Genomic DNA, 22,188 nt, shown 5'->3' with positions numbered 1-22,188 from the left:
GTTTATTGAGTTATTTGACTATTTCGATTTAAGAATTATTACTTCGTCGTTAACAACATAGTCAAGATCAGTAATGATACTAAAACGTTGCAGCGTTTTAAGTATTGACTGTTCTTTTTGTACGACGCATCGATAACGTTTTTCTTTTAAGGCTTCATCCTCTATTATTATTTTTACCTGGTAAAGGCTGGCCAGTTTAGATGCAATCTCTTCCAGCGTAGCGTCTTTAAACTCAAAACGACCAGTGACCCAGCCAGAGATTAAATTGACTTTTTCTACATTCTTAATAATGCTTTTACCGTTCTTTTCAACACTAAATTGTTGACCTGGTTTCAAACGTGCTACTTCATTTTGATTAAGGTCTAAAATACCAACAGAACCATTTTTTAATGTGACCTCACAAAGTTGATTTTCGCGATCTGAAATAATATTAAACTCTGTACCATATACTTTCACAGTGTGATTATAACCCTCAACCAGGAAAGCATGATTAGTATCGTGGGCAACGTCAAAAAAAGCTTCGCCTTCCAGTTTTGCCAAGCGGTTCGAATTATTAATATCGTATTTAAAACTTAATTCGGATGCACTATTTAGCCAAACGTTGGTTCCATCCGGAAGTTCAAAATTAGCTGGACTTCCATTGGGGGCAGTAAGCTTAAATTCTCCAGCTAGTAATTCATCGCGATGATTTAAATTGGAATTAAACCAAATTGAAGAACCAATCAAACCAATAAGCATTATTGATAATGAAGAATATACGAAACCTTTGACTTTTGTTTTTTGTCGGATCAAATGATTAATGACGCCTGTTTTGGTTTTTTCTCGTGATTCGGTTAATTTTTCTTTTGAAAAAATAAGAGCTTGCGCCTTAAAAATTTCACATTGCTTTGTATAAGTGGCTTTATTTTTTTCACTCTTATTAATCCAGGCAGTAAGTTCTTTCTCCTCTTCGAGGCTAATTTCCTTATTTAACTGCCTTAATATTAAGAGTTCTATTTTTTCCGATTCAATCATAATCTTTCCATTTCTATTGTGTAGACGAAAAAAAAGAGTGCCCCCCTGACACTCATTGAAAAAAAAATCAAAAAAGTTCGTTAGATGAATAAAATCGACGGTAAGTACTCGGATAAATCCTTCCGTAATTGTTTCAAAGAACGGGAAATTTGCGTTTCAACTGTTTTTTCAGACAGGGTAAGTTTTTCAGCTATTTGTCGATAACTCAAACCTTCGTCACGACTTAATAGGAATATTTGTCGTCTTTTCTCTGGCAGTTGTTTAATCGCATTATCAATATGCTTCTCCATCTCTTCTTCGAGTAGGGGATTACTAAAGGGAACGGTTGGCTCTTTACCTTCCGGTGCTTCGGTTTCATTCCGCTGTTTTACCTTATTTTTTCGCTGTACATCAATGCAAATATTAAAGACTGATTTAAACAAATAGCTTTTAACCGATCCATTAATTTTATTTAGTTTCCCCTTCGACCAAAGATTAATAAACAACTCCTGAACAGCTTCTTCAGCATCCCATTTATTACCCAATATTTTTGTTGCAAACAAAACGCAACGAGGATAATACAGATTAAAAATATCATCAAATGTTATTTCTTTGATGCTATCATTCATATAATTGGATTCTTCGGATTTCGCTCCAAAAATATAAATTTAAGACAAAACCATCTCAATAAACATTAACATCACAAGATATAAGAACATATACACACTTTTAAGTACATAAGCTCATGAATAAAAAACAAAGCTTTTGAACTGGAATTTACAGATAAATCATATTCTATGCATTTTTTTTAAAAAGTTCATTTACCTGATACAGAATGGTTTTGTTAGAAGAAAATAGTAATTAATTACTAATGTAATCAATAGTTGAACCCTTTCAGGGTTCATAATGTATATTGTTCATATACCAAAGGTTACACCTGTGGTTATTCAGGTTGAACTATTTCATAGTTCTTTTGCTTTACCAATCCCGAAGGGATTTAAGATGAATAACCCCGGGTTGCAACCCGGGGAAGGCACCTCAACTGTTATACAACCCTGAAAGGGTTGAACATGAATTAAAATAAGGTTTTCAACCATTGATTCGCATTACCAACAGGCTTTTCAAACCATCTGTTATGAATCATAAATGAAACTTATTTTTCCAAAGCTTTGCCCCATTTCTTATTGGGTTTAGCTCCCATTTCAAATATCAATTCGCCGCCTTTCATCAGGTCCTCATGGTGCAACCAACTCAAGTTATATGGTTCACCGTTCAAAGTTGCCGATTGTATATAGGCGTTCTCCTTCGAATTGTTGTTGGCAATGATGGTAAAGGTTTTGCCATTGCCCAGATTAATTGACACTTTATCAAGCACCGGACTACAAAGCTGATAGATTGGGTCTCCAGGACAAGCTGGATAAAAACCCATGGCCCCGAATATATACCACGATGATACCTGGCCACAGTCGTCGTTACCCGGCAAACCACCCACATTATTAAAGAAGTATTTGGCCAGCATATCGCGCACTACCTTTTGTGTTTTCCATGGAGTACCAATAAAGTTGTACATATATGGGGCATGCATTGAAAACTCATCGCCCACATAATACATGTCTTTAGCAAAGAAATCATCCAGGTAAGCCTCAAGCTTGTCCTCACCGCCCATAAAGTCGGCCAGCCCGGCTACATCATGAGGAACCAGCAAGGTATGATTCTTATAATACACTTCTGTATCATGCTCTGTACCACGTGCCCAAACACTGATGCTTTTGTCAAAAGGAGGCAACCATTCACCGTTTAATTTCTTACCACGCACTAAACCGGTTTCTTCATCCAAAACATTGATATATCGCTTTGAGCGCTCCATAAATTCATCATGGTACTCATCTTTACCTAATGCCTTGGCCATTTGTGCTATGCAATAATCATCGTATGAAAACTCAAGGGTACGTGCCACAGGTTCGCCGTAGTAACCAAACACATCGGCAGGCACATAGCCAATTTCATTGAAGTGTTCAATACCAACACGCCCCGAAAATCCTCTGTTACCTTTTTCAGTGGCATTCTTTAACATGGCTTCAAAAGCCATTTCAGTATCAAAGCCCCTGATGCCTTTAACGTAGGCATCGGCAATAACAGCATCGGCATGGGTTCCCATCATAATGCTTCGGTACCATGGATTAGGCCATTTGGGCAACCACCCTCCCTGCTGGTAGGTATTAAGCATACCATTAATCACATCGGTGGTTTCCTGAGGCTTTAAAATAACCCATAGCGGATGTAATGAGCGGAATGTATCCCATAAGGACAAATCGGTGTACATAACACCTTCATGAACCTGGTAATCGAATGGGCTGAAGTATCTGCCACCTTCGCTTAAATTGCGGGGATTAACAAAGCATTTTGTTAAAGCCGTATAAAAAATGGCCTTATCATCTTCGCTTCCTTCCACCTCTATCATATTGAGTTCATTTTCCCAAACCTTAGCTCCATCAGCAACAGCTTTATCGAAGTCAAAACCGGGAAATTCCTCCGCCATATTAGCACGTGCCTGGTCGATATCAATCAATGAAGTAGCTACCTTCATTTTAACCTTCTCATTGGCTTTGGTTGCGAAGGTCACATAAACAGCGTTGCCATCTGCTCCCTGAAGTGCCATTGCAGGGCCTTTGTCCGGACCTGCTTCCACTGGTTCCAAACACCTTAGGTGCATTTCTGTAGTACTTGAGCCATCGTAATACTCAATGCATATTTTGTATTTTTCACCTTCAACAAAGTTTACCTTGTGAGTATTGGTTCCGGTGGCTCTGTACATCCATTTATCAATCACCATCTCATCATTGATATACATGCGTGTACCATCCTTGGTTGTTAACTCAAATACATGCTCTCCGGTATGTCGTGCCACAAAAGTTGCTGTATATCTCGCAGAGAAAAAGTCTGCTTTTACACCTTCGGCCGGTTCTTTTAACCAATCGTAGTTGAGCTTACTGTGATTCACAACAACATCGGGTTTGCCTTTTAGCTTATCATTATTAAAATACTCAGCCTTAAAGCCGTTGGGCACCAATTCAGGCCCTACTACATCGGGTAACAGATCGACATTATACACTTCAAAAGGTTTATCAAACTTTACGACAAAATGATTTCTGAAATGACCTGCTATGACTGAATACCCTTCTATCTCATTTCTTTCAGTAATGACTTTATAGGTTCCTGGAAGATAGACAGCATCCAATAAAATCGATGAAGATGCAGATTCAGGAAAAGTAAACTGAAAAAACGCCGTTTTAGCCGCTGCCGTCAATTCGGCTTTAATATTATAATCATCAAGCTGAACAGCGTAATAATGTGGTTTGGCCACTTCACTGTCATGACTGAAATTAGATGCCCTGGCATCTGCATCCACCTTAATATTACCTGTCATTGGCATTATACACATGGCTCCCCAATCGCCAACCACAGCGCCGTTGGGGTAACGCGTTCCCCTGAATCCCTGTATTTTATCCTGATCATACCAATAAGGTACAGGTACGGTAATGACCCGTTCTGTCCATGTAGCTGTTTGTGGCGTCCAGTGCGTTAGTGCTGAGGGATAACCCACAATAGGCGATACATAGCCCATGGGCTCTTCTACTTCAGTTACCGTAATATCAGCAATACTGGCAGCTGTACCAACACGTGTATCAACGTATTGCAGTACCGATTCTTTGTCCTGTATTTGGCAGGCAACCAAGCCAATGCTGAATGCTGTAATGAGAACAATCCTGTTAAAAACCTTCATATATTTATAATTTATCATCGATATTAAAATCCGGCCTATGCATTAGAAAATCGCTTATAATGTTCTAATACATAACCCGTGTTAAACAAATGCAATAACTAAAACACCCAATAGCAATACCAACATTCCGGCAGCCATAATGATGACGGATCGTTTACCGGCACCTTTCCATTCTCCGGCTAATATGCCTGATACATTACCGGCAATGATAGCCAGGCTTTGCATGAGCGCCCAACCTACTGATGCACCCAGGTCGCCCAGCTTGTTGCTGCCCATACCGTAAAACATGACGCTACAGTACCAGATAATGCCGGACAAAGCTGCCCAAAACCAATATGCCGGTGTACTGTTTTTAAAAAGCTTAGCTGTATTATTCTTTCGTAAAAGGTATAAACAATAAACGAAATTGGCTATAAACCCGCAGGTCAATGCAATACTCCAGATGGTATTGGACGCAAAGGTTGAAGCGGTACCCGTTTCGATGGCTTTAAGTTGCATGGGCTCACCAAAAACAAATGCAAAGTTGACCATTGGCCCAAATAATCCTGCTAAAATACAGACGATTATGCCCAGTGTAAATGATTTGCCTGATGCATCAGATGATTCATTTTGTCCGGCATCTTTTTTTCTACCTGCTATGGAGACAATGACAATACCGACGAGCAAAATGCCCACTCCCGATAAGATCTGCAAACCACTCGGTTCAAGCAGGGCTGCAGGATCTTTATATACAATTGGCATAATGGTTCCAACCGAATTTATCAAGCCAAGCATAATGGGCAGGCTTAGCGATACCCCCAGGTAGTGTATTCCTCGACCAAACAGAATAGCGCCTATACCCCATATGGTTCCGAACAAGGCCACTAATAACACATTGTCAATTGATTCAGCGTAGATCGAGAACAGATCGGGCACTGTGATTAATGAAACTATCCATGGCATCACTAACAGGGCAAAAACAGTCCAGATAATCCAGTTGTTTTCCCATTGCCAACGGGTATTAAATTTTAAGGGAATGGCAAAGGTACCAGAAAAGGTACCGGCCATAATGACAAGGAGCATACCTGCGGTTATATTAATCTCCATTTTTGTTGTTTATTAGTTTATTCACCTGCTTTTGTAAGTCTTTCTTTTGCGCTTCGTTCAGGTAATGAAAGTCATAATCACCATTGGGCAAGGGCAAATGCGTATTGGCATTTTCAATGATGAGCACTTTAGAGCCCTTATACATTGCAATGTTATGCCATACATTTTTAGGAATATTATAGGTAATTCCCGCTTGCATCAGCTGAAGGTCATATGTTATTGACTCTCCATCTACTTCGGCTGCAATTAGTACAGCCTGACCTTCAACCAGAAAAAAAGCCTCATCAGTTAAAAAATGAATATCGAGGCGTTCAATGGCATCCAGCTCTTCTTCAGCAGCATGGTTTAGCTGTGCCACCTGCCATTTAGGTGTTATCAGAAATGGATTATATCCCTCTCCGTTATGCGAATAAGTATCTATCATTATTTGTGTATTAGCTTTCCAGAATGCGATCAACTACCAACTGCCTGAATTCAGGTGTCAGCATAGAAAAATAGGCTGTAAACCCGGTGATACGAACCACAAGCTCAGGATACTTAGCCGGATCTTTATGGGCTTCCAACACCTTTTCTTTATCCATAATGTTCACATTAATCAATGTGCCCCCCATCTCGAAGTGTGCTTTAATGATGGAACCTATTAATTCGGCATGTTCCTCTTTGGCAAGGCTTGGGTCAAGCTCCCACTGCATAGGTGCTGTATTGCCATAGCCCGGTTGAATTCGTGCAATGGCGCCTGCCATTGCCAATGAAGCGGCATCAGCTGTAAACCCGGGATTTGGATTGGCACCATGCGAAATCGGCATTTTGCTCTTGCGGCCATTTGGCGTGGCTCCCAAAGCTTTTCCAAAACCAACTGTATTGGCCCATGAGAAAAAACCAGGAATAAATAAATGTCCCTTTTTTTCGTCTGTTTCCTGACGAACCAGTGCAGTGAATACGTCTTTAATTTTATCGGCCCATCCATCAGCCAAAGAATTACCCTGACCATAACGCTCACTGTTTTTCAACAATAAGCGAATTCGTTCGCCATCAGCCCCTTCAAAATCGTCTTTCAGGTGATAGTCCACCTCATCCCAGCTTACCTTTTGCTCCTGCTCAATACGCTGTTGCAAAGCCGCCAGTGAATCGGCCACTACGGCCAGTCCTGCCCCATCAATAGAAAGGTTATAGAACTGAGCTCCTCCATCGGCCACATCCAGTCCTTTCTCAAGCGGACCATGACTCAAAAGGTTAAGAATCAATTCAGGCTCATTGTATTTTTGATATTTCAGGTGATGACGAATACCATTGGCAACTGTGTGTACAGCAATGGCAAGGTGGGCCTCAAATCGCTCCCATAAATCATTACAGGTATTATCTTTTGATTGATCGTCCAACATTTCGTTATAGGCTACTTCAAATACCCTGGCCATGTTTACTTTCACCAGGTCATTCATGGTGTACTCCTGCCCCGGCAATGACATCCAGTTACAGCCAACTGCAATACGCTGACGTGCGGTAGCCGCATCAAAACCGTTCTTCATAAAGCCTTCAACCAAAGCCTTGTCTCCTGAGAAACGTGGCCAGGCATTTTTATTCTTTATCAGGTAGGCCACAGAACGCTTAAACAGTTCCTGATCCATACCATCGTGCACACGAACAGTGATGTTTAATGAGGTATTGATTTTATCACCAGCTTCCAGTATCAGGTATGAAATATCGGAAGCTTGTTCGTTACCATCCTTATCCGGTCCGCCCAACTGCCAGTAAATAGGATCGTTAATCAGAAAACAGGCTAAGTAATAAACAGCCTTATCATGATCAATACGCCCATCAGCCAAATCCTTCTCATAAAACGGCTGTAATAAGGTATCTATCTGTCCGCCTGCCCCATCTCTGTTATAGGTGCGTGATGCCAGGTGGTACCAGATAATCCACTGACATGCTTCGCGCAATGTTTGAGGTGGTGCAGATAATATATTCTTATTGACCTGTAGCATTTCTTCCAGGTTGCCCTTCAGCTCAGGATCATTTTCCACCTCAATTTTCCTCTCAATTTCTTCAATATGATGGCTTATCCATACCTGAATACTTCTGATGGTACGCTCGTGGGCATCGTAGAACTTTTGTTGCTCATCGGACGTATTAATGGCACGATATTTTTGAATTTTATCCAGCAGACCTTGCCAGCCTAAGCTGACCCCCATCTGATAGTCGGGTGCAAAATGGGCATCATCGCCAATACCACATATAATATCATATTTGTCAATATCATCCTGCAGGTCTGTATATGGATAATCAGGATTCCATTTATTAGCGCGCATACGCGACATAAAGTACATCCAGCGGCCTGCAAATGCGTCATTGGCATCCACATACACCGAATGGTTTTGCATTAAATCGCAAAAGTTATCAGTCCACCCGTCAAGGCCATAAAACGATCCATCGGGATGATTAGCTTTACTTTGCCAGCCATCTTCAGGAGGGGCAATGCGTCCGTAATCATCTTCATCAAGCAAACCTTCAAGCTTAATTTTATTTTGTGTTTGTTCCAGCTTCTTATTTCTAAGTGCCTGCACACGATGCTGATATTTAAATTCTTTGAGTGGTTCCATTATTACACAAGATTATATTTCAATAATATTTTTTGATAGCTTTTTAAATCCGTGTCACTTACGGCTTTTACATTTTCAAATGGATTAGCAATTCCCAGGTTTTTGTATTTAGAGTCTGCCAGTGGATGAAAGGGCAGTAATTCAAACTTTTGCAGGTGATTTAAACCAGACACGAATACAGCGATGGCCTCAATGGCCTCTTGTGAGTGATTGACTCCCGGAACTACAGGTGTACGTAACCAGTAATTCTTTCCTGTTTTATCGAGTTCTTTAATATTACTGATAACGACTTCATTCCCAGCTGCCGTCCACTTTTTATGCGATGCATTATCCATTAACTTCAGATCGGCCATTACCAGATCGACATAAGGTAATAGTTGCATGTATTTATCCGAGTTGGCCAACAGGTTAGTTTCTAAGGCTGTATGAATATTAGCCCCTTTAAATAACTTCAGGCATTCAAGCACAAACTCTGTCTGCAGTATGACTTCACCGCCCGAAAAAGTAACACCTCCACCTGACTGGTCAAAAAAGACCTTATCCTGCATTACTTCGTCAAAAAGCACCTGCGGTGTATAATCGCTGCCAATAGTATTTAAAGCAACTGCATAACAGGCGTCAATACATTTGAAACAGGCTGTACATTTACTTTTATTAAATTGCACTGTCCCTGCATGAAGGTGTAATGCACCACTTGAACAAAAGGGTAGGCATTCCTGACAGTTAATGCACTTACCTGACAACCATTCCAACTCTGGTTCCCTGGAAAACGTTTCAGGATTATGGCACCATTGACAGCGCATGTTACAGCCCTTAAGAAATACTGTAGAGCGGATTCCCGGTCCATCATGTATTGACATGCGTTGTATGCTTGTAATTCTTCCTTCCATTGATTAATTAGCTTGCAACAAAGCTATTAACACTGGAAGGATTGAGAAAAAATTACTATTGATGAACAAAGGCTATAAATTGCCCTATGGCGATATCCTTTAAAGAAAGCTAAAATACCTTATGGTTTTTCTTACGATATTGAACAGGTGTTTGGCCAACATGCTTTTTAAATAAGCGGTAGAAATAACTAAGTGAATCGAACCCACAATCATAGCAAATGGACTTGATGGAAGAATTTGTCATGATCAGTTGTTGGCAGGCATACTGAAGCCGAACTTTAATAACGGTTTCAGTTAGCGTTTGCTTAAGATTCTTTTGGAGGACCCGGTTTACATGATCAACAGTCCGGCCCGTCAGTTCCACAAATCCCTGAATTCCATTTTTGAATTTATCGGGTGTATTATAATTGTCAATCGCATAAGCCAGCCAATGAGGTACATGAAGATTATCTTCACTTATTGTATTTAGTAATCTAAATATATGAGTCATCATTGAATCAAGTTGTAACAGATCACGCTTCTGACTAATCAAACGATCAGTCAATGCTGATAACTCATTTAGCTGATTAACCCCTAATTGAACAGTGTATGGTAGTTTTGCGGTGGTCCAAAAGTAAGAATCACTGTTAGGGAAATAACGCGCCTTAAAATAACTCAGGCTCTCAGTATAGAAGGCAATATTGGTTATCACTAAACTTTCATGCCGTTTATCCAACCGAAATGTATGCTTATCATCAGGACGTATCATACAAAGTGTCCCTTTTTTCAATGGCACTTCATCATCATTAATAATGTGGATTCCCTGTCCCTCTTTAACCCAAAACACTTCGGCATAACCATGCTGATGTAACTGCAAAGCCTGAACCGAATTGATGGTAGTCCTGGCCACATGAAACGCCTCCTTTTCATCAGATAAAAATGTATTTAGTTTAAAACGGTTATTATGCATCTCTTAAGATTTAGTTTTAAAGATATGACAAAGCTTTTATATCAGGATGTATTAGGTAATTCATTTATTTAAGCTGTATTTATTAATTGTTTGGATATTTATTACTTTTTTGCAAGGTGTTTGTTTTAATTGTCAGATTATCTGTTGTTTAAGAGTGTTGTGAAATTTGCTTGTATAGGTAATGTAGTAGTCTATGTTGTAGCTTTTTCATGCATGTGAAAAAGGTATTGATGTTTAGGATTCATCACATATGCATTTTGTTTCTTTTTTTCGGGGAAACTTAAAAATTGAAGCAATGAAGAAACTACTATTTGGTTTATTAATAACAGCATGCTCTCTGGCTCAAGGTCAGAAAAATGAGATGCACCAGTTCATAGATGATTTAATGCAAAAGATGACACTGGAGGAAAAACTTGGTCAACTTAATTTGTCGTCTGGTGTTGGTAATCTGCCTGTCATCACAGAAGGAGAAGGAAAAATTGAGTTTATTAAAAAAGGACTCATTGGTGCATCTGGTGGTTATAACAGTTTAAAAGCTTCAGTTGAAGAATCAAGAATGGGTATACCGGTTATTACGGGGCGCGATATTATACATGGTTATAAAACAACATTTCCCATTCCGTTAGCATTATCATGTATGTGGGATTTAGAGCGAATTGAGCAAATGGCTCGTATCTCTGCAATTGAAGCTAGTAGTGAAGGTATTAACTGGACATATTCGCCAATGGTTGATATCAGTCGTGATCCGCGTTGGGGACGCGTAGCTGAAGGTGGAGGAGAAGATGCCTGGTTAGGCTCAAAAATAGCCGAAGCATATGTGAGAGGTTATCAAGGGGATGACCTGTCAGCAAATAACACTATAATGGCATGTGTTAAACATTTTGCCTTGTATGGTGCCTCAGAAGCAGGTCGTGATTACAATACAGTTGATATGAGCCGGATCAGCATGTTTCAGGATTACATGTCACCTTATAAGGCAGCATTTGATGCGGGAGCTGGTTCTGCAATGAGTTCTTTTAATGTAATTGATATGGTGCCGGCAACCGGTAATCGTTGGTTGATGACCGAATTATTGCGCGAACAATGGGACTTTGATGGATTTGTTGTTACTGACTTTACAGCTATTAATGAAATGATACATCATGGTTTAGGTGATCTGAATGAAGTAGCCATTAAAGCCTTGAAAGCAGGTATTGATATGGATATGGTTGGACAGGCTTTTATTGGTACTTTAAGTCAGTCATTGGAAGAAGGTAAAGTAACTGAAGAGGAGATCAATACTGCTTGTAGAAGAGTGTTGGAAGCTAAATATAAACTCGGATTGTTTGAGAGTCCTTTTCAATATTATGACGAGAAAAGAGCCAAGAAGGTTGTACTCTGTAAAGAGCATAAGGCGAAGGCTCGTGAGCTGGCAGCCCGCTCGTGTGTTTTGTTGAAGAACGAAGATCAATTACTTCCCTTAAAAAAAGAAGGTCGGATTGCTGTTGTTGGTCCTTTGGCAGACACTAAAATTGATATGTTAGGTACCTGGGCTGCTACGCGCGATACCTCAGGTATTATTACAATTCTTGAAGGTATTAAAGTAGAAGCAGGCAAAAATGCTAAAGTGAGTTACGCGCAAGGTTCTTTTTTCACTGAAGATGATTATTTGCTAAATGTTAATAGAAAGCATAAAAAGAAAAATGCAAAAGTAATCTCCATTGATCCGAAAGAATCAGAGCGTTTATTGAATGAGGCTATAGAAGTTAGTAAGAGTGCTGATGTTATTGTAGCTGTTTTAGGTGAGCCAAGAAAGTGGTCAGGAGAAGCGGCAAGTCGTTCTGATATAAGTATTCCTGAATGCCAGAAGCGGTTGTTAAAAACAATGCTGAAAACAGGTAAACCTGTTGTTCTGGTTCTATCTAATGGTCGTCCTTTGACTTTGAGTTGGGAGGACAAATATGTACCGACTATTTTAGAAACCTGGCACGCAGGGATTGAAGCTGGTAGTGGAGTTGCTGATGTTCTATTTGGGAACTATAATCCGGCTGGTAAGTTAACAATGACATTTCCGCGCAATGTTGGACAGGTTCCTATATATTATAATCACCGCAAAACCGGTCGCCCGATTGATCCTGACCATAAGTTCACAACCAAATATCTGGATGTTCCAAATACACCGCTTTATCCTTTTGGCTATGGTTTAAGTTACACTACTTTTCAGTATGGAGACATTGTTTTAAGTCAATCTGAATTGCAAGGGAATACAAGTTTAACTGTAACAATCAGTGTTAAAAACACGGGCAAAATGGCAGGAGAGGAAGTTGTACAATTATACCTTCAAGACCCTGTTGCATCAGTATCAAGAGCAGTTAAAGAATTGAAAGGATTTGAAAAGATATATTTAGAACCTGGTGAAACAAAAACTGTTGAATTTAAGATAACACCAGAAGAGCTTAAGTTTTTCAATAGTGAACTGGTTTACGACTGGGAAAGTGGAATGTTCAATATTTTTATAGGTACAAATTCGCAAGATTGCAAAAGCAATTCATTTAAATGGATAAAATAGAGTTTCATGAAGCAGCTAATTAGATTTACACTTTTAATATTAACTGCAACTTTTTATTGTAGTTGTAATCAATCACAGGAACCTCAAAAACCGAATGTCATTGTTATTCTTGCAGATGATCTGGGATATGCAGGGCTGAGTTGCTTTGGGGGGAAAGGAATTTCAACACCCCATCTTGATAAATTAGCCGAGGGAGGTGTAAAGTGCACCAACTTTTATGCTAATAGTACAGTCTGTTCACCAACCAGAGTTGCTTTATTATCCGGTCGATATCAGCAGCGCGTCGGACTGGATCATATATATTTTCATTGCGTTGATTCAGTAGGTTTTGATCCGGTTACCAATCCTTCGTTACCTGTTATAATGAAAAATGCAGGTTATAAAACTGGCGTTTTTGGTAAGTGGCACTTAGGATCAGGAGAAGCATTTCAGCCAAAAGCCCATGGATTCGATCAGTTTGTAGGTTTCCTTGATGGTAATATTGATTTTATCTCAAAACACAATACAGAAAGTGAAGTGGATTGGTTTGTTAATCACGAACCAAGTGATCAAAAAGGATATGTTACCGAGCTATTAAACCAAGCTGTAGTGGATTTTATTGAAAAAGAACATGATAATCCGTTCTTTATATATCTTCCGGAGGCAGCAATCCATGTTCCTTTACAAGCGCCTGATGATCCACCCCTTCGAACCGATGAATTCTATACTTATAAGGTTGATCACCATTTTCCGAAAGATGAATATATGAGAAGATATTCTGGTATGATCGAATCAATGGATAATGGTATAGGCATGATTATGGAGGCTCTCAGGAAATACAATCTGGAAGAGAATACGCTTATCATTTTCACTTCCGATAATGGTGGTGAGAAAACAGGAATGATTCATGGACAAGTAAATGGTGATCATCGCGGGCATAAAGGTCAATTATACGAAGGTGGTATAAAAGTTCCAGGGCTGTTCTATTGGAAGGGTACTTTGTCTTCACAGATTAATAGTCATAATATGCTGACAATGGATCTGTTGCCAACTATTCTGGATTTTACAAATATTGAAAATACACACACTCATCAACCGGATGGTATAAGCTTGAAGCAAACCTTGCTTAATAACACACCCATTGAGCAACGAGACCTTTTTTGGATGCATAATGAGCGCATTGCGATGCAAAGAGGACAATTGAAGTTACTTTGGTTAAATTCAGGTATTGAGTTATATGATCTGGAGAATGATCCTTTAGAGTCAAATAACTTAATTGATGATGATTCAATGCAACAAGAAGTTGAGAGCATGATGAATGCCTGTCTGGAATGGCAAAAGAGAACTGCAACTGGTTTTCCGGCGGAAAGAAGCTTTGGTGTTAAAGTAAAACGACCTTGGCCATGCACGCGAAACCTTAAAGAATTCAATAAGGATAAAAAGTATAAATGGATAAATGGTCAAGGTATTGTTGAATAATTAGATATTAATCAATGATGCTATTGTAAAGCAATAATAAGAGCTCTCAGAATTTTTATTCTGAGGGCTTTCTTTTTTAATCTCACCTCACCATTAACACACTTGTACTTATTTTACGTTTTCTCAATCGAATATAGAAACCAAAATTTGGTTTGGAAGATGTATGTTGATTATATGTATTTATCATCTGTTATTTATAAATATCAACTGTATAATTTATTGAAAAGGAGTGGTATGTGTGATATTTTTATTGTGATGTTGTACTAAAATAATCAACTCTATTTTAATGTTTTTTAACAAATGAAAGAGCTACTGTGGTAATGATTTATCATAGGCGAATACTCCGCACTAATTTTGATCAACGGATATTAATCTCAGAGAACTTAAATTCAAATTTATGACTAAAAAATTATGTCTATTGATGTTTGTGTGTTTGCACCTGATAATAGCAAATGCGCAAAACGTCCTAATCCAAGGAAAAGTTTTGGATGAGAATGGAGAGCCTCTGATTGGTGCTACTGTAATGCTTAAAGATGCAACTGATTTAAGCAAGTCGGCAACCATCACAGATTTCAGTGGTTCATTTAATCTGAACCTGCCTGTAGATGGAACGTTGGTTGTCAGCTTTATTGGTTATATGACGCAGGAAATACCAATCAATGGTCAAACGTCTTTCACCATTAACATGCAAACCGATGTGAGCCAGCTTGATGATGTGGTGGTGGTTGGTTTTGGAGTACAAAAGAAAGAAACCGTAGTGGGATCTATAACCCAGGCCAAAGGAGAAGAATTATTGCAAACAGGAGGTGTAACTAATGTTGGCGAAGCGCTCACTGGTTTATTACCCGGAGTAGTCACTTTACAAAATTCATCGCAACCGGGAGATGCTACAACAAGTATTACTATTCGTGGTACTTCTTCCTGGAATGGAAATGCGCCACTTGTTTTGGTTGATGGTGTTGAGCGACCCTATGATCAGGTTGATCCAAATGAAATTCAGTCAATATCTGTTCTAAAGGATGCTTCAGCAACAGCAGTTTTCGGGGTGCGCGGAGCCAATGGAGTTATTTTAATAACAACCAAACGAGGAAGTGACTCCAAACCTAGTATCAACTTTACTGCCAACATTTCGGCAAAGGAAATGACTTCCGATTATTCGATACCAACGCATGCACAGTCAATGAGGCTGCATAATGAAGCTCGCATGAATGGTAATAACTATACTGGTTTATATTCCGATCAGGAAATTTCCATGTGGGAGAATCAGGTTGATCCTTATTTTTATCCTGAAATAGATTGGGAGAAAGAGTTAATGCGCAGATTTGGGTGGAGTCAGAACGCAAACCTCAATGTCTCGGGAGGAAACAAGTCTATGAAGTATTTTACTTCTGTAGGATTTACCCATGAAGGAGATATTTTTAAGACTGAGAAGCAAGAAGAATATGACCCTCGCTTTAACTATAGCAAGTTTAACTTCAGAAGTAACTTTGATTTTAATTTGACAAAAATCACTAAGCTTTCGTTAAACATTGGAGGAATAGTTGGTAGACAAAATCGTCCGGGGGGTGTAGGAGAAAACAATAGCGACTATTCTAAAAACGAATTTTTCCGTCGAATTTATTCAACACCTAACTACTTGTATCCTCTGTATTATGAGAACGGACAATTTGGTGAAGACCCATCGTTTCAGAACGCAAAAAATATGTATATCCGACTCAACCATGAAGGAGCTAATATAATCAACCAAAATGATGTATTTGCAGACCTGAAGTTTAACCAGGAGTTGGATTTTATAACAAAGGGCTTATCATTTAAGGCTAGTTTATCATATACTAACAAAACAAAGTCCAGCAGAAAGATCAATAAAACCATTGATCGCTATTACTATGGATCAAGAGAAGATTACGAAAATGGTATTTTTCTTCGTTTTCCTGAAATGGATTTTTATGAAGAACCAATTTCATATGGAGATGAAAAAATGCCAACTTATAATAGACAACTGTATTATGATGCAGGCTTAAATTATGTGCGGAATTTTGGGAAACACAGTGTTACGGGACTTTTGCTTACATTAAGAGAAGAAACCAAAAATGGCGTGTCGTATCCTGACAGGTTTATGAGTCATGTGGGCCGTATCACCTATAACTTTGATTCGCGTTACATGCTTGAAGCAAATGGCTCTACTGCAGGATCAAACTGGTTTCATCCTGATAATCGAGTGGAAACCTTCTACTCTGGTGCAATAGGGTGGATGATCTCAGAAGAAAGTTTCATAAAAGATAACCTTGGGTTTATAGACAAACTAAAGGTGCGCTATTCATACGGAAAAGTGGGTAGTTACAAACCATTTGAAAAGTTAAAATTTGATTGGGATATTAAACCTGAGCCTAAAACTGTTAATGGTAATCGTGTTTTATATTTTGGAGATCCGGTTAATCCCATTAACAGCTTTTATGTAACAACAGGTGCTAGTAACCGATTTGCATTTTGGGAAGTAGGTTATAAACACAATTTGGGTGTTGAATTAGAATTATTAAGAAAGTTGGCCATCACTTTCGATGTGTACAAAGAAAGTCGTGAAAATATATTGAGTGCACAGGTTATGCCAACATGGGCTGGTATTGAAGGTGATCTTATTGGTAACATTGGTGAATCAAAAACACAAGGATTTGAATTGGAAGCCACTTGGCGCAACAAAACAAGTTTTGGACTTGATTACTGGGTAACCGGAATTTTGGCTTTTACCGAAAATCGGATTGTAGAACGTGGGGATCCTGAAGGAACGCCAGAATACCAGAAATATGCCGGGAAGCCTATTTACACAACCAATGGTTTATTGACCAACGGCTTTTACAACTCATGGGATGACATTTATAACATGCCTCAATCAGGATGGACTGGTAACCATATTCCAGGTGACTTAGCATATATTGATTATAACGCTGATGGTGTGATCAATGATGCAGATAAAGTGCCTTTAGAATATCAAAAAAATCCAAACTGGACATACAGTGTCAATCTTGGACTTAAATACAAAGGTTTCCACCTTAATGCCATGTTAGTTGGTGCAACCAGCACGTACCAAAACATGCCTAGCACGATGTTATGGGAATTCCAAAATGATGCAACAATGACTTTTGCTCATAGTCTGAATCGTTGGACACCTGAGACAGCCGACACGGCAACTCATCCTGCATTGCATGTAAGAGGAGATAACGCCCACAATATGCAAACAAGCCAGTATACATACAGGGATGCTAGTTTTGTGCGTTTACAATCCGCTGAATTTGGGTATGCACTTCCTAAAAAAATTGCACAATCTATTTTAGGTATGAAAAAATGTCAATTCTATTTAAGCGGCAATAACCTGTTAACATTTACAGACTTTGACAACCGAATTGATCCGGAACAAGGTACTACCAACTTGTACCCGATTGTAAGAAGATTTAATGCAGGGATAAGAGTTGGATTCTAAAATTGACAGACATGAAAAAGTTTCAAATTATATTATTGATTTTAGCCACCGGTTTCATAAGCTCCTGCTATGATTATCTGGATAAGGCTCCTGAACAGGAAGTAGATATTAATGTGGTATTAAGCGACTATGCATCGTTCCGTTCCTATACCGATTATCTATATTTCTTAAGGAAGGACTATTTCGAATGGTTCCATCGTGGTCTTCCATGTGCCAATTCGGATGAAGCCACTACAACTAATACCAGTTGGATGGATTCATTTAAGTATAAGCAAGGAGATAACTGGCAGGCTCCGGATTATAAAACAACCTATGAGCTTGGTTATGATAAAAAACCGGGCAACAAAGACTATGGTAAGGAATCACCTGTATTGGCTAATGCAATGCAAGGTTTACGGGTAGCCAATACTGCATTGGAGTATTTCCATGTTCTGACTGATGCTACAGAGGAGCAGAAAAGAACCATAAAAGGTGAAATTCATTATTTCAGAGCATGGTACTACATGCAAGTCATATTGCGTTACGGTGGTATGCCAATTATTGATAAGACCTTTGGAGGAAGTGACAATCTGGATTTACCCAGATTAACTTACCAGGAGTCGAATGCATGGTTACTTGAAGAACTGGATCGCGCCATCGATTTGTTACCCGAAGTGTGGCCACAAAACGAATTGGGAAGAGCCAATAAAGGAATGGCATATGCCGCTAAAAATCTAGCCTTGTTATATGCTTCTAGTCCATTAATGAATCCTGAACTCAGTCATGAGTATAACATTGATCACTGCGAGGCCTTGTGTGCCAATGCGATCAAATTATTTGAAATGGAGCAAAAGGGTATCTACCGCTTATATAGTTTAGATGAGTATGACGATATCTGGTATAGCAAGACCAATCCTGTTTCACAGGAAGCTATTATTTACGTGAATTTTAAGACCCGCGAGAAGGGTGATATGAAAGTAGGTGCTCCAAGTCATCGACTTGGTGGTTTTCAGTTTTTTGACTCACCAACACAAAATGCGGTTGATAGATATGAAACAATCAATGGCTTGCCGATAGACGAAGACCCTGAATATGACCCACAAGATCCTTATACAGACAGAGATCCTCGCTTAAGAAAGAATATCTATGTAAATGGTGATGTGGTAGCGCGAAAAGGAACCACTGAATTTATTTTCGAACCATTTATTGGTGGGGCTGATAATCCTACTTTAGACAAGGTCGGTGGAAAAAGAACACCACGCGGTGGATATATGATGCGCAAGCATTGGCCGTTTAGTGCTAATAATAAAGAGAACGATTATTGGGGATGGTATAAACCCTGGATCAATTATCGTTTGGCACAAGTCTATCTTGATTTTGCAGAAGCGGCTAATGAAGCGTATGGTCCTACAGGTGCAGTTCCTGGAACCAGCTTAACTGCTGTTGATGCTATTAATGTTATTCGCAATCGAGCGCAAATGCCAGACGTAAACAGTATGTACACTGGTTCAAAGGAGATTTTCAGAGAGCGAATCAGAAATGAACGCGCTGTTGAATTAATGTTTGAAAACCAACGAAGTCATGACTTACGCCGTTGGATGATTGCGATTGAGACAATGAAAGATCTAAAACGAGCACATATCACAAAAAATGGCGATGGCTCTTTTAGTTACGACGCTGTTCTGCTTGACGATATTTATCAGGCCACTTTTACCGAGCGTAATTATTGGTATCCGGTGCCAAAGGACGATAACTTTCTGTCATCAGCCTTTGAGCAGAATCCTGGATGGTTATAATTCAAAATTATTGAGTAAAAACAAAAACAAATGAAGATAAAATATCCTAATATAAAACGCATGGCTAAGTTATTGCAACTGTTGATGGTGATGTTTTTTCTGCTGCCTGTTTCCGGTTATGGACAAAATAGCGAAATTAATATCTCGGCAACAGTTAGCAACATTGACGGCCAGCCAATAAATAATGCTATTGTTCGCATTTTTAACAAAGGCAAGACAGTTAATACAGATGTCGAAGGACATTTCGAAATTAAAGTTAAACCTGACGATATTGTTACCATCTCGGCTCAAGGGTATGAAACACTTACCTATGTATTAAGCTCTGAATTACCTGAGGAGCAGATTATCTTACCTACTTTAGAGCCTTTTATGGCTACAGATGATAAGGTTAAACTGCCATTTACAGAGTTGGATAAGAACCGGGTAACAGGTGCAGTTTCGGTAGTTAAGGGTGATGAACTATTAAGTTATCCTGATTTATCGATGCTGAATTCTCTGGCTGGTCGTGTGGCTGGTCTGTATTCAACTCAGAAGAGTAGTACTCCAGGGTGGAATGCACCAACTCTCACAATAAGAGGGTTGGGTGGTTTGTCAAATAACCGCCCATTGATTCTGGTCGACGGTTTTGAACGTGATGCAAATGCATTATTACCTGAAGAAATCGAATCCGTTGAAGTTCTAAAGGATGTAACGGCAAAAATGCTCTACGGAAGTAAGGCTGCCGATGGTGTAATTATTATTACCACAAAAAGAGGGAAACATAACACTCGTGATGCCAACATAAATCTTGAATATGGTATTATGGCACCAACTAGTGATCCTCAATGGTTAGATGCTGCTGAGTATGCAAGCTTGTATAATCAGGCTCGAAGTAACGATGGACTAAGTCCACTATATTCAAGTGAAGCTATTAATGCATACCGCAATGGAACATCACCGGTACTGTATCCAAACAACGATTTTCATGAACTATTCCTCAATGATTTCATGCCGTTAAAACGTGTGACTACAGAATTCAGAGGAGGAAGTAAAAGGGCAGCTTACTATGTAAATTTGGGTTATACGGGAACAGGTGGTCTGGAGGATATTGATGAACCTACAACGTACGATAAGTTTAATGTGAGGGGTAACCTGGACATTGAAGTAACCAGCGTTACTTCTGTGAAGATGGATATCGCAGGACGAATGGAATACCGACGATCAACCAATACAACTTCACAGGAATTCTTCGAAGCTCTTACAGCTCATCGCCCTAACGAATACCCTATTTGGATACCGACGGACTCAACAAATGTGTTAGGAGCGAGCTATTTGCATAATAATAACATTTATGGATTGGGTAATGAATACGGTTATAAGAAGCAGGAAGACAGAAATATCCAGTTTAACATAGGATTGGATTTTGATCTTAATAAATACGTTGATGGCTTAACTGCTGGTGTTCTTTTATCCTATGATAATGATAATTACTTCCGCTATCGTAATGTGGTTAATTTTGCGTCATATGGACTGGTTCCAAGTTATACGGAAGGTGAATATACCCTGAATAAACTGCGTCAGGAAGAGTATGCATCACCAGATAAGTTAGTGTCAGAATACAAATGGAATGATAGGTGGTACACCCAGCGCCTGGGAACTACATGGCAGGTGAACTACACCAAGTTGATTAACGATGTGCATGCAATTGATGCTAATCTTGTGTTACAACAACATCAGACTCAGCGTTTCGATGAGATACAGTTTGACAAATTTGCCAACTATGGTTTTCGCCTTAATTATGCTTTTAAGAACACTTACATTGCTGAGTTAAACACGTCGCTGATGGGTAGTTCTCATTTTGCTGAGGGAAACCGTTTCGGCCTTTTCCCGTCCCTGGGCCTTGCCTGGATTGTCAGTAATGAAAGTTTCTTAAGCGATTCTGAACAGATTAACTATCTTAAAATAAAAGCTTCGGGTGGTGTTATGGGCTCTGATAAAAGCCTTGGATATTACCTCTATGAAGATCGTTATACACAAGATGGTTCCGTTAAATTTGGTCCTGAAAATGACACTAACCAGCGGGTATATGAACTAAGTAAGTACGGTAATCCGGATTTGACCTGGGAGAAGCGTCGTGAGTTCAACTTCGGCATCGAATCTATGCTATTTAATAATTCATTGAGTGTTGAGTTGAATTATTTCAACATTTTTGATTACGATATGATTGTGACACCTTCAGCAATGTATCCAGGATATATAGGTGGAAACTTATATGCCATTAATGATGGAGAAGTGGTCAACAATGGTTTTGAAGGCGATATTGTTTATTTTAAAAAGTTGGGCGACCTAAGGTTGTCAGCTGGTTTAAACTTTGTTTACTCGAAGTCGGAAACAAAAAAGGAAATAGAACTTCCATATCCAGCTGACTTGCTGCACATGTCAGGAATCGGTCAACCACAAGATGCTGTAATTGGATATGTATCTGACGGATTAGTTAGTGAAGCTGATATTGCAGGTGGGTACACTTCTACTTTAGGAACTGTTAAGGCAGGTGATATCAAATACGTAGATGTAAATAAAGATGGCGTCATTGATCCGAAGGATAGAAAAATGATAGGGAATGACTTTCCACGCTTGAACATGGGTATGCATAT

The 22,188-nt window shown here is 39.2% G+C and carries 13 protein-coding genes; 5 read left to right on the top strand and 8 right to left on the bottom strand.

The features are described 5' to 3' along the window. Nucleotides 1-18: 18 nt before the first annotated feature. From AC4MRQ_RS12740 to AC4MRQ_RS12705, 8 genes are all read right to left on the bottom strand, one after another. Entirely contained in the window at nt 19-1,014 is a 996-nt protein-coding gene (locus AC4MRQ_RS12740) for a FecR family protein (RefSeq protein ID WP_491198063.1), read from the bottom strand. A gap of 80 nt (nt 1,015-1,094) precedes the next feature. After that, entirely contained in the window at nt 1,095-1,622 is a 528-nt protein-coding gene (locus tag AC4MRQ_RS12735) for an RNA polymerase sigma-70 factor (RefSeq protein ID WP_491198062.1), read from the bottom strand. Between the two features lie 524 nt (nt 1,623-2,146). Beyond that, complete coding sequence (locus AC4MRQ_RS12730) at nt 2,147-4,777, bottom strand: GH92 family glycosyl hydrolase (protein WP_491198061.1); 2,631 nt, start codon at nt 4,775-4,777, stop codon at nt 2,147-2,149. Between the two features lie 81 nt (nt 4,778-4,858). Then, complete coding sequence (locus AC4MRQ_RS12725) at nt 4,859-5,863, bottom strand: L-rhamnose/proton symporter RhaT (protein WP_491198060.1); 1,005 nt, start codon at nt 5,861-5,863, stop codon at nt 4,859-4,861. Beyond that, the gene (locus AC4MRQ_RS12720) at nt 5,853-6,287 is read right to left on the bottom strand and encodes a hypothetical protein (RefSeq protein WP_491198059.1); all 435 of its coding nucleotides are present in this window, start codon (nt 6,285-6,287) and stop codon (nt 5,853-5,855) included. The genes AC4MRQ_RS12725 and AC4MRQ_RS12720 overlap by 11 nt, the downstream gene beginning before the upstream one ends. A gap of 10 nt (nt 6,288-6,297) precedes the next feature. Then, nucleotides 6,298-8,460 carry a pyruvate formate lyase family protein gene (locus tag AC4MRQ_RS12715; protein ID WP_491198058.1) on the bottom strand — a complete coding sequence of 721 codons (2,163 nt, stop codon included), beginning with the start codon at nt 8,458-8,460 and terminating at the stop codon, nt 6,298-6,300. Between the two features lie 2 nt (nt 8,461-8,462). Beyond that, nucleotides 8,463-9,350, bottom strand: coding sequence for a glycyl-radical enzyme activating protein (locus AC4MRQ_RS12710; protein ID WP_491198057.1), 888 nt, complete (start codon nt 9,348-9,350; stop codon nt 8,463-8,465). A gap of 109 nt (nt 9,351-9,459) precedes the next feature. Further along, entirely contained in the window at nt 9,460-10,299 is an 840-nt protein-coding gene (locus tag AC4MRQ_RS12705; RefSeq protein ID WP_491198056.1) for an AraC family transcriptional regulator, read from the bottom strand. Nucleotides 10,300-10,594: 295 nt separating this feature from the next. Here AC4MRQ_RS12705 and bglX point away from each other — a divergent pair, with 295 nt between their 5' ends. The 5 genes from bglX to AC4MRQ_RS12680 all read left to right on the top strand — a co-directional run. Then, nucleotides 10,595-12,847 (top strand): beta-glucosidase BglX, encoded by a 2,253-nt coding sequence (bglX, locus tag AC4MRQ_RS12700; RefSeq protein WP_491198055.1) that lies wholly within the window; start codon nt 10,595-10,597, stop codon nt 12,845-12,847. Nucleotides 12,848-12,853: 6 nt separating this feature from the next. Continuing rightward, nucleotides 12,854-14,305, top strand: coding sequence for a sulfatase-like hydrolase/transferase (locus AC4MRQ_RS12695; protein WP_491198054.1), 1,452 nt, complete (start codon nt 12,854-12,856; stop codon nt 14,303-14,305). 397 nt (nt 14,306-14,702) lie between these two features. Next, on the top strand, nt 14,703-17,780 hold the full coding sequence (locus tag AC4MRQ_RS12690) for a SusC/RagA family TonB-linked outer membrane protein (RefSeq protein WP_491198053.1): 3,078 nt from the start codon (nt 14,703-14,705) through the stop codon (nt 17,778-17,780). 11 nt (nt 17,781-17,791) lie between these two features. Further along, the gene (locus tag AC4MRQ_RS12685) at nt 17,792-19,555 is read left to right on the top strand and encodes a RagB/SusD family nutrient uptake outer membrane protein (RefSeq protein WP_491198052.1); all 1,764 of its coding nucleotides are present in this window, start codon (nt 17,792-17,794) and stop codon (nt 19,553-19,555) included. A gap of 30 nt (nt 19,556-19,585) precedes the next feature. Further along, nucleotides 19,586-22,188 (top strand): SusC/RagA family TonB-linked outer membrane protein (locus AC4MRQ_RS12680; RefSeq protein WP_491198051.1); only part of this gene is annotated, 2,603 nt, incomplete at its 3' end.

Source organism: Carboxylicivirga sp. (assembly GCF_982718395.1).
This window is presented reverse-complemented; position numbering and strand designations above follow the sequence as displayed.

Excerpts from the sequence above, each read along its gene's own strand:
- AC4MRQ_RS12695 (WP_491198054.1), top strand. The coding sequence starts at position 12,854 with ATGAAGCAGCTAATTAGATTTACACTTTTAATATTAACTGCAACTTTT.
- AC4MRQ_RS12730 (WP_491198061.1), bottom strand. The coding sequence starts at position 4,777 with ATGAAGGTTTTTAACAGGATTGTTCTCATTACAGCATTCAGCATTGGC.
- bglX (WP_491198055.1), top strand. The coding sequence starts at position 10,595 with ATGAAGAAACTACTATTTGGTTTATTAATAACAGCATGCTCTCTGGCT.
- AC4MRQ_RS12720 (WP_491198059.1), bottom strand. The coding sequence starts at position 6,287 with ATGATAGATACTTATTCGCATAACGGAGAGGGATATAATCCATTTCTG.
- AC4MRQ_RS12715 (WP_491198058.1), bottom strand. The coding sequence starts at position 8,460 with ATGGAACCACTCAAAGAATTTAAATATCAGCATCGTGTGCAGGCACTT.
- AC4MRQ_RS12735 (WP_491198062.1), bottom strand. The coding sequence starts at position 1,622 with ATGAATGATAGCATCAAAGAAATAACATTTGATGATATTTTTAATCTG.
- AC4MRQ_RS12710 (WP_491198057.1), bottom strand. The coding sequence starts at position 9,350 with ATGGAAGGAAGAATTACAAGCATACAACGCATGTCAATACATGATGGA.
- AC4MRQ_RS12725 (WP_491198060.1), bottom strand. The coding sequence starts at position 5,863 with ATGGAGATTAATATAACCGCAGGTATGCTCCTTGTCATTATGGCCGGT.
- AC4MRQ_RS12690 (WP_491198053.1), top strand. The coding sequence starts at position 14,703 with ATGACTAAAAAATTATGTCTATTGATGTTTGTGTGTTTGCACCTGATA.
- AC4MRQ_RS12685 (WP_491198052.1), top strand. The coding sequence starts at position 17,792 with ATGAAAAAGTTTCAAATTATATTATTGATTTTAGCCACCGGTTTCATA.
- AC4MRQ_RS12705 (WP_491198056.1), bottom strand. The coding sequence starts at position 10,299 with ATGCATAATAACCGTTTTAAACTAAATACATTTTTATCTGATGAAAAG.
- AC4MRQ_RS12740 (WP_491198063.1), bottom strand. The coding sequence starts at position 1,014 with ATGATTGAATCGGAAAAAATAGAACTCTTAATATTAAGGCAGTTAAAT.